Below are 8,750 nucleotides of genomic sequence, written 5' to 3'. Positions count from 1 at the left end.
GTGCTCGGGCCCGGCACCGTGCGGGCGGCCGCCTCTCGCGAGGGCGCCGGCGCCGGGGGCGGACTCGCCTTCGCCCTCGCCCTGCTCGGTGCCCGGTTGCGCCCGGGCGCCGCGCTGATCGCCGAGCTCGCCGGCCTGGCGGACCTGGCCCGCACCTGCGACCTGCTGGTGACCGGTGGCCCCGCCCTCGACCCGCACGCCCTGCACGACTCGGCGGTCCCTGTCGTCGCGGGGGCCGGAGCCGAGGTCGCGGTGCCCGTCGTGGTGGTCGCCGAGGAGGTCGTCCTCGGCAGGCGGGAGTGGTCGGCCGCGGGGATCGCCGGTGCGTATGCCGTGGCCGAGGACTTCGATGCGCTCGACTCCGCGCGGGCGGAGCCGTGGGCGAGCCTCGCCGCACGCATCGAGCGCGTCGCGATCACCTGGTCGCGCTGACCCGTCCCGCCCACCGGTCGGGGCCTGCCGGCCCGGCGCGTTTCGCCGAGGGCATGACTCCGGGGGACCAGTGGGGAGCGACGCAGCACGAGGGACGACGTACCCTGGAGCGAGCGGTGCGTCCAGCCCGCAGCGTCCCGGCCTGGTCCGGGTCGCGACCGACCATCCCCGCGGAGGGCTCATGACCGAGACGACCGAGACCGCGACGCACGGCGTCGTCCTGACCGACGTGGCGGCGGCGAAGGTCCGCAGCCTCATCGAGCAGGAGGGTCGCGACGACCTCCGCCTGCGTGTCGCCGTGCAGCCCGGTGGATGCTCGGGCCTGATCTACCAGCTCTACTTCGACGAGCGCGTGCTCGACGGCGACGCGACCCGTGACTACGACGGCGTCGAGGTCGTCGTCGACCGGATGAGCGTCCCGTACCTCGACGGCGCGACGATCGACTTCGCCGACACCATCGAGAAGCAGGGCTTCACGATCGACAACCCCAACGCAGGCAGCGCCTGCGCCTGCGGGGGCTCCTTCTCCTGAGCCGCATCCCTCGGCGGACCGGGCGGGCACCTTCGGGTGCCCGCCCGTTCCCGTCACGGGGCGTCGCGCTCGCCGATCCGCACCGTCGTCGCCCAGCCCTCGTCCAGCTCGTGCGTCCCGAGCACCTCGTGACCGCGCATCCTGGCCCAGGCGGGGATGTCGTGCGCAGCAGCGGGATCGGTCCAGCGCACCTCGATCTCGTCACCGGGGGCCGCCTCACGGGCGAGTGCCGCGAGGCGGATGACGGGCATCGGGCAACGCAGACCGCGGGCGTCGAGGATCACAGGCCCTCGGCCCCGAGCATCGCGCGCACAGCGGCGACGGCTGGGCCGACCGCAGCGGCGAACCGGTCCACCTCGGCGTCGGTCACCTCGCGCGGGAGGGCGATCCGGATGTTCCCGTGGGTCAGCGCACCCATCGCGGCGAGCACATGGCTCGGCTCCAGCGCGCTGGAGGTGCAGGCGGATCCCGAGCCGACGGCGAAGCCCGCCCGGTCGAGCGCGTCGACCAGCGACTCGCCGTCCACGTAGAGGCACGAGAAGGTCAGCACGTGCGGAAGGCGGTCCTGCGGATCGCCGAGCACCTGCACGTCCGGGACGGCGGAGAGGGACGAGCGCAGCCGAGCGACCAGTCCGTGGCGTCGGGCCGCGGACCGACCGCGCTCGGCCGTGACGGCGCGCAGCGCTGCTGCGGCGGCGACCGCCTGGGGAACCCCCACGCCGCCGGGCGCCCAGGGATCCTCGTCCTCGGGCCCCGGCTGCCTGGTGCGGACGCGTGAGCGGACGGCGAGCACCCCGACGCCGGCCGGGGCGCCCCAGTCGCCAGGGTCCGCTGCGAGCAGGTCCCAGTCGGCGCCCACGTCGTCATGGCCGACCGATGCCCCGGCGTCGACCAGCAGCGGCACGCCGGCAGCGCGGCAGAGCTCGTGCGCGTCCCGGAGCGGTTGGCGGGTGCCCACCTCGCCGTTGGCATGCTGCAGGGCGGCCAGTGCGACGCCGGGCGCGCCGACCGCACCCGCCCAGGCCTCGAGGTCCACCCGCGCGTCCCGGTCGACGGGGACGGCAACGGCATCGCGATCCACGTGCCGGGCGGCGGTCAGCACGGCCGCACGTTCCACGGCGCTCGTGACGACGCTGCTGCCCACTCGGCGACGGCCCGCGGCCACCGCCTGGACGGCGGCGTGCAGGCTCGCGGTGTGCCCCGGCGTCAGGTGCAGCTCCTCGACGCGGCAGCCGAGGATCCCGGCGATCTCTGCCCTGCTGCCGTCCAGCAGGTGACGGGCCCGACGACCCTCGGAGTGCAGGCGACGTGGATCCGCCCAGCCGTCCTCCAGGGCCGTGAGCAGGGCTTCCCGCGCGGCCGGGTGCACAGGTGCCCGGCCGCCCGCATCGAGGTAGACCCGGGTCTGTGTCACAGGTCAACGCTACGGCTCGGCCGCAGCAGGACGCGAGGCGGTTCAGCACACCAGCGAGCCGCCCGGGCGCTAGGGTGGGGACCTAGGTCCCGGTGGACGCGTCTGCCGGAAGGGACCGGACAACCGACCCCATCGGCGACGATGGGGTCTTGACGTGAAGGCGAGTGTGGACGTGCAACACCCTCGACGCAGGCGGTCGGCGCGGTTCGCCGTGCTCGCCCTCGTGCTCACCCTGGCCGTCAGCGGTTGCTCCGCCGAGGTCCAGCGGGGCTTCCTCCCGGGGTACGAGGACGGTCAGGTCACGAACATGACCGAGCGGATCACGTCGCTCTGGACAGGGTCGTGGATCGCAGCCCTCGCGGTCGGTGTGCTGACCTGGGGCCTGATCGTCTGGTGCGTCGCGGTCTACCGCAAGCGTCGGGACGACGACACCCTCCCGGTCCAGCTCCGCTACCACGTCCCCCTCGAGATCATGTACGTCATCCTGCCGATCCTCATGATCGGCGTCCTGTACTTCTTCACCCAGCGCGACGTGTCCGCCATCGTGGACACCTCCGAGGAGCCGGACGTCACCGTCCAGGTCTGGGGCAAGCGCTGGAGCTGGGACTTCAACTACCTGGACTCGAACGTCTGGGACTCCGGTGAGCACGTCGTGGACATCGGGGAGCCGGGCAACCCGGAGACCCTCCCGACGCTGTACCTGCCCGTCGACAAGCGGGTGGAGATCCAGGTCGCCTCGCGCGACGTCATCCACTCCTTCTGGGTGCCGGCCTTCCTCTTCAAGCGCGACATGATCCCGGGGCGTGAGACCTCCTTCCAGATCATCCCCGAGCGGGTCGGCACCTACGCCGGCAAGTGCGCGGAGCTCTGCGGCGAGAACCACTCCGGCATGCTCTTCAACGTCAAGGTCGTCCCGCAGGAGGAGTACGACCAGCACATGGCCGACCTCGCAGCGGCCGGACAGACCGGCGTCCTCGGCGCCGACCTCAACCCGAGCGACAAGCCGTCCGCCGTGACCGGGGAGAACTGATGGCCACCTACGCCGAGCTGCCGAGCGCGGCCGTCCTTCCGGCGCGCAAGCGGTCCCTGGGCTCTCAGGTGATCCGCTGGATCACGTCGACCGACCACAAGACGATCGGGTACATGTACCTGGTCACGTCGTTCGTGTTCTTCATGATCGCCGGCCTGATGGCGCTGCTCATCCGCGCGGAGCTCTTCGAGCCGGGCATGCAGATCGTCAGCAAGGACCAGTACAACCAGCTCTTCACGATGCACGGCACGATCATGCTGCTGCTGTTCGCGACGCCCCTGTTCGCCGGGTTCGCGAACGTCATCATGCCGCTGCAGATCGGCGCGCCCGACGTCGCGTTCCCACGGCTGAACATGTTCGCGTTCTGGCTCTTCGCCTTCGGCGGGATCATCGCCGTGTCGGGCTTCCTCACCCCCGCGGGCGCTGCCTCCTTCGGCTGGTTCGCCTACGCCCCCCTCTCGAACGCGATCAACTCCCCGGGGCTCGGCGGTGACCTGTGGGTCTTCGGCCTCGCCCTCGGTGGTTTCGGCACGATCCTCGGCGCGGTGAACTTCATCACGACGATCCTGACGATGCGCGCCCCCGGGATGACGATGTTCCGGATGCCGATCTTCACCTGGAACACGCTGGTCACGAGCCTGCTGGTCCTCATGGCGTTCCCGCCCCTGGCGGCCGCTCTGTTCGCACTCGGCGCGGACCGGCGGCTCGGTGCCCAGGTCTTCAACGCCGAGAACGGCGGGGCGATCCTGTGGCAGCACCTGTTCTGGTTCTTCGGGCACCCGGAGGTGTACATCATCGCGCTGCCGTTCTTCGGCATCGTGACCGAGATCCTGCCGGTCTTCTCCCGCAAGCCGATCTTCGGCTACAAGGGCCTGATCTACGCGACGATCGCGATCGGTGCGCTGTCCGTGACGGTCTGGGCGCACCACATGTACGTGACCGGAGCGGTCCTCCTCCCGTTCTTCGCGCTCATGACGATGCTCATCGCGGTACCCACCGGCGTGAAGTACTTCAACTGGATCGGCACGATCTGGCGAGGGAAGATCACGTTCGAGACGCCCATGCTCTGGGCGATCGGGTTCCTGGTGAGCTTCCTGTTCGGTGGCCTCACGGGTGTCATCCTCGCCAGCCCCGCCCTGGACTTCCACGTCTCGGACACGTACTTCGTCGTCGCCCACTTCCACTACGTGATCTTCGGGACCGTGGTGTTCGCGATGTTCGCCGGCTTCTACTTCTGGTGGCCGAAGTTCACCGGGAAGATGCTCGACGAGCGGCTCGGCAAGATCCACTTCTGGCTGCTGTTCTTCGGGTTCCACGGGACCTTCCTCATCCAGCACTGGCTGGGCGTGGAGGGCATGCCGCGACGCTACGCGGACTACATGCCGGAGGACGGCTTCACGCTGTTCAACCAGATCTCCACCGTCGGTGCCTTCCTGCTGGCCGCCTCGACGCTCCCGTTCCTGTGGAACGTCTACATCACGACGAAGAGCGCGCCGAAGGTCACGGTGGACGACCCCTGGGGCTACGGCGCCTCGCTCGAGTGGGCGACCTCCTGCCCCCCGCCGCGCCACAACTTCACCTCGCTCCCGCGGATCCGCTCCGAGCGCCCTGCCTTCGACCTGCACCACCCGGAGGTCGCGGCGATGGACCATGTCGAACCCGATCCCGGCGTCCTGGACTGGGAGGCGGACCGGCGCGGGGAGCGCGAGGGAGCCGTCGCGACGAAGGCGAACGGCGAGGACGAGCCGGAGCAGTCCGCAGCCGTCATCGTCGACGAGCCGCCGGCACCGGGGACGGATGAGGGGCAGGAGCAGCGATGAAGGTGACCGTCGTCATGCTGACCGTGCTCGCGGGCTTCTTCGCGCTCGTGGGGACCGTCTACGGGATCTGGAGCCACGGGGAGGCCGTCGGCCTCGGTGCGCTCCTGCTGTGCGCCGGCCTCGCCGGGATGATCGCCTTCTACCTCGCGATCGCCGGCCGCAGGTCCGGTCCGATCCCGGAGGACAACCCCTACGCGGAGGTCGCCGACGGCGCCGGGGAGCAGGGCACGTTCGCCCCCTGGAGCTGGTGGCCGCTGGTCCTTGCCCTGGGCTGTGCGCTCTCGTTCGCGGCACTCGCGATCGGCTGGTGGTTCCTCGTCCTGGGCGCGGCCGTCGGCATCGTCGGCCTGATCGGCTGGGTCTTCGAGTACTCCCGCGGGATCCACGCGCACTGAGGGCCTGGTTCAGGACACTGCAGCGGCGAGACCCGGCGCGACCGACGGCAGCGCCCACCTCGTGGCGGACACGGGACGGCGTGCCCGGTAGCGTTCGGCCATGAGAACGGCGGCGTTCCCGTGGCCGGTGGCGCTCCTCCTGCTCGCCGGCTGCGGAGCCACGAGCGGGGCGGCCGAGGCCGTCGACGGCCCGGTGCTGCGGTACGCCGCGGTGTCGTCCGACGGCGGGGGCATGGCCGCACTCGTGAGCGGTCGGCTCGAGCTCGTCGGGGACTGCCTGTACCTCGCCGTCGACGAGGTCGGTGAGCGTTACCCGATCGTGTGGCCGGCCGGATCGACCTGGGACGGTGAGCGACGAGCGGTCCTGAGTGCTTCCGGCGTCGAGATGCCGGTCGGCAGCGAGGTCTCCGGTGGAGGCGGCTACCTGTACGTCGCAGACGTCGAGGCCTCGCTCGGCGCCGAGGCCGCGGCACTGGCGGCACGTTGCGTCGACAACTCCTACGGGGAGGTGGCCTTCGTCAACAACGACGACGGGGCGATCGGACCGGCGGACTGAACCGCTCAGGCACGACGATGCCCGGCCCCTGTCGGGACCGGGCCTCGGCCGGGTGTCGCCCTACGGGACGATGAGCCCGGAGGTCTGGGTGCGTGCACGGTCGAAGCGTGCACCCGCGTCTGCCCAGTTGACGATGTTCCACCACGCCTTGATGTAGTCCGCCTTGACGTTGACGTAGTCGAGGTAGAAGGCGTGCTCCCACATGTCGAGCAGCACGATGGGGGTCAGGCCCATCGGGATGTTGCCCTGCTGGTCGAAGAGCTGGAAGATCGCCAGCTTGGAGCCGACCGAGTCCCAGGCGAGGATCGCCCAGCCGGAGCCCTGGATACCCATGGCCGTCGCGGTGAAGTGCGCACGGAAGGCGTCGAAGGAGCCGAACTGGTCGTCGATCGCCTGTGCGAGCTCGCCGACGGGCTTGTCCCCGCCGTCGGGGGAGAGGTTCTGCCAGAACGTCGAGTGGTTCACGTGCCCACCGAGGTTGAAGGCCAGGTTCTTCTCCAGCAGGTTGACGGTGGCGAAGGAGTTCTTCTCCCGTGCCTCGGCCATCTGCTCGAGGGCGGTGTTCGCGCCGGCCACGTAGGCGGCGTGGTGCTTGTCGTGGTGAAGCTCCATGATCCGCCCGGAGATGTGCGGCTCGAGAGCGGCGTAGTCGTAGGGCAGGTCGGGAAGAGCGTAGTCAGCCAATCGAGGCACCTCCGGTCAGGTCGCAGCGCGACTGTCGTTCATCCGCCCGGGGGATCCCGGGCGACGTACCCCACTCTGCACCCAGCCGACGGTCACCGCGAGGGCGACCCGCTCAGTCGTCGTGGGGGGCCTTCGTCCCGCCGAGTGCGGTACCGGACGAGGCCGGGCCGGCCTCGACGAGACCCGCGGTCCCGGCGCCGCCGTCCGCGCCCTCGATGGCCGCGTGCTCCTCGTGGTCGTGGGCTGCGGCGAGCTCGGCAGGCGTCACCGGCTCGATCCGGTCCTCGAAGAAGAAGGACGAGACCCGGGAGCGCAGTGCGTCCTTGCGGACGCCCTTGCGCGCCACCCCGTTGGCGTCCTCGGCGGGAAGCAGGGGGATGGGGCGCTCGGGCGTGTGCTGGACGCGCAGCCAGCGCTCGTGGGTGTCCAGGGGCTGGTGGATCTCGACGTACTCCCCGTGAGCGAACCGCACGATCTTCGCGGACTCGTGCCCGTGCAGGACGAGCTCGCGGTCCTTGCGCTGCAGACCCATCGCGATCCGCTTGGTCGCCCAGAAGGTGATCGCCGGCAGGACGAAGAGCAGGATCCGGAACACCCAGGTGATGTCGTTGATCGACAGGGCGAAGTGGGTCGCGATGAGGTCGTTGGACCCCGCCAGGACCAGCACCATGAACGCCGTGAGGATCGAGACACCGGAGGCCGTACGGACCGGGGCGTTGCGCGGGCGGTCGAGCACGTGGTGCTCACGCTTGTCGCCGGTGGCGTAGGCCTCGATGAACGGGAACAGGGCGAGAGCGGTGAAGAGCAGACCCGGGACGATCATCGCCGGGATGAGCACGTTCAACGAGATCGTGAAGCCCGCGACGGTGAACTCCAGGAAGCCTGGTGTCAGTCGCAGCGCACCCTCGAGGAAGAGCATGTACCAGTCCGGCTGCGCCCCTGCGGACACGGGGGAGGGATCGTACGGGCCGTAGTTCCACACCGGGTTGATCGTCATCGTCGCGCCCATGAGGGCCAGCAGTCCGAAGACGACGAAGAAGAAGCCGCCCGCCTTGGCCACGTACACCGGGAACAGCGGGTAGCCGACGACGTTGCGGTCGGTGCGGCCGGAGCCGGGGAACTGCGTGTGCTTGTGCAGCACGACGAGGAACAGGTGCAGCCCGATCAGGGCGAGGATCAGTGCCGGGATCAGCAGGATGTGCACCGTGAAGAGCCTGGGGATGATGTGGACCCCGGGGAACTCGCCGCCGAAGAGGAAGTACGACATGTAGCTGCCGATGATCGGGATCGACTTCACGACCCCGTCGGTGATCCGCAGGCCGTTGCCGGAGAGCACGTCGTCGGGGAGCGAGTAGCCGGAGAACCCTGCCGCGAGGCCGAGGATCATCAGCGTGAAGCCCACGACCCAGTTGATCTCACGCGGCTTGCGGAAGGCGCCGGTGAAGAAGACGCGCATCATGTGCGTGACGATCGAGGCCATGAAGATCAAGGCGGCCCAGTGGTGGATCTGCCGCATGAGCAGGCCGCCGGTCACCTCGAACGACAGGTGCAGGGTCGACTCGAAGGCCTTGGACATCTCGACGCCGTTCATGGCGGCGAGCGGGCCCTCGTACTCCACGAGCTCCATGCTGGGCACGAAGAAGAGGGTGAGGAAGATGCCGGTGAGCAGCAGGACGATGAAGGAGTACAGCGCGATCTCGCCGATCAGGAAGGACCAGTGATCGGGGAAGATCTTGCGGGCGAACTCCTTGACCGCCTTGCCGACGCCGGTGCGCTGGTCGAGGTAGTCGGCGGTGGCGGCGGCGGCGCGGGGCGCGGCAGTGGTCTGCTGGCTCACTTCAGTCGCTCCCAGTAGCTCGGGCCGACCGGCTCGAGGAAGTCGCTCTG

The 8,750-nt window shown here is 70.0% G+C and carries 10 protein-coding genes; 6 read left to right on the top strand and 4 right to left on the bottom strand.

The genetic code is table 11. From position 1 onward, the window contains the following. A partial coding sequence (locus ABWK99_RS10335; protein ID WP_372594621.1) for a glycerate kinase occupies positions 1-432 on the top strand: 432 nt, incomplete at its 5' end. A 181-nt stretch (positions 433-613) separates the two neighbouring features. Then, a complete protein-coding gene (gene erpA, locus ABWK99_RS10330; protein WP_372594620.1) occupies positions 614-964 on the top strand; it encodes an iron-sulfur cluster insertion protein ErpA in 351 nt (116 codons plus the stop codon). Between the two features lie 53 nt (positions 965-1,017). On the opposite strand, the gene ABWK99_RS10325 is transcribed toward erpA, so the two are convergent. Together ABWK99_RS10325 and ABWK99_RS10320 are read right to left on the bottom strand one after the other, a co-directional pair. After that, entirely contained in the window at positions 1,018-1,248 is a 231-nt protein-coding gene (locus ABWK99_RS10325) for a sulfurtransferase TusA family protein (protein WP_372594619.1), read from the bottom strand. Further along, positions 1,245-2,378: a cysteine desulfurase family protein gene (locus tag ABWK99_RS10320; protein WP_372594618.1), complete on the bottom strand. Its 1,134-nt coding sequence runs from the start codon at positions 2,376-2,378 to the stop codon at positions 1,245-1,247. The genes ABWK99_RS10325 and ABWK99_RS10320 overlap by 4 nt, the downstream gene beginning before the upstream one ends. 166 nt (positions 2,379-2,544) lie before the next feature. Between ABWK99_RS10320 and coxB the strand changes: the two genes are divergently transcribed. The 4 genes from coxB (at position 2,545) to ABWK99_RS10300 (ending at position 6,179) form a co-directional block, all read left to right on the top strand. Next, complete coding sequence (coxB, locus tag ABWK99_RS10315) at positions 2,545-3,408, top strand: cytochrome c oxidase subunit II (protein ID WP_372594617.1); 864 nt, start codon at positions 2,545-2,547, stop codon at positions 3,406-3,408. Beyond that, positions 3,408-5,228: a cytochrome c oxidase subunit I gene (ctaD, locus tag ABWK99_RS10310; protein WP_372594616.1), complete on the top strand. Its 1,821-nt coding sequence runs from the start codon at positions 3,408-3,410 to the stop codon at positions 5,226-5,228. The genes coxB and ctaD overlap by 1 nt, the downstream gene beginning before the upstream one ends. Continuing rightward, positions 5,225-5,623 (top strand): cytochrome c oxidase subunit 4, encoded by a 399-nt coding sequence (locus tag ABWK99_RS10305; RefSeq protein WP_372594615.1) that lies wholly within the window; start codon positions 5,225-5,227, stop codon positions 5,621-5,623. Before ctaD ends, ABWK99_RS10305 begins: the two co-directional genes overlap by 4 nt. 100 nt (positions 5,624-5,723) lie before the next feature. Beyond that, the gene (locus ABWK99_RS10300) at positions 5,724-6,179 is read left to right on the top strand and encodes a hypothetical protein (protein ID WP_372594614.1); all 456 of its coding nucleotides are present in this window, start codon (positions 5,724-5,726) and stop codon (positions 6,177-6,179) included. Between the two features lie 60 nt (positions 6,180-6,239). Here ABWK99_RS10300 and ABWK99_RS10295 read toward each other — a convergent pair whose 3' ends face one another. Further along, positions 6,240-6,863 (bottom strand): superoxide dismutase, encoded by a 624-nt coding sequence (locus ABWK99_RS10295; protein WP_372594613.1) that lies wholly within the window; start codon positions 6,861-6,863, stop codon positions 6,240-6,242. A gap of 112 nt (positions 6,864-6,975) precedes the next feature. Next, a complete protein-coding gene (locus ABWK99_RS10290) occupies positions 6,976-8,700 on the bottom strand; it encodes a cytochrome bc complex cytochrome b subunit (protein WP_372594612.1) in 1,725 nt (574 codons plus the stop codon). Positions 8,701-8,750 lie beyond the last annotated feature (50 nt).

The sequence above is a fragment of the Actinotalea sp. genome (assembly GCF_041597215.1).
In the GTDB taxonomy this organism is placed as follows: domain Bacteria; phylum Actinomycetota; class Actinomycetes; order Actinomycetales; family Cellulomonadaceae; genus Actinotalea.
This window is presented reverse-complemented; position numbering and strand designations above follow the sequence as displayed.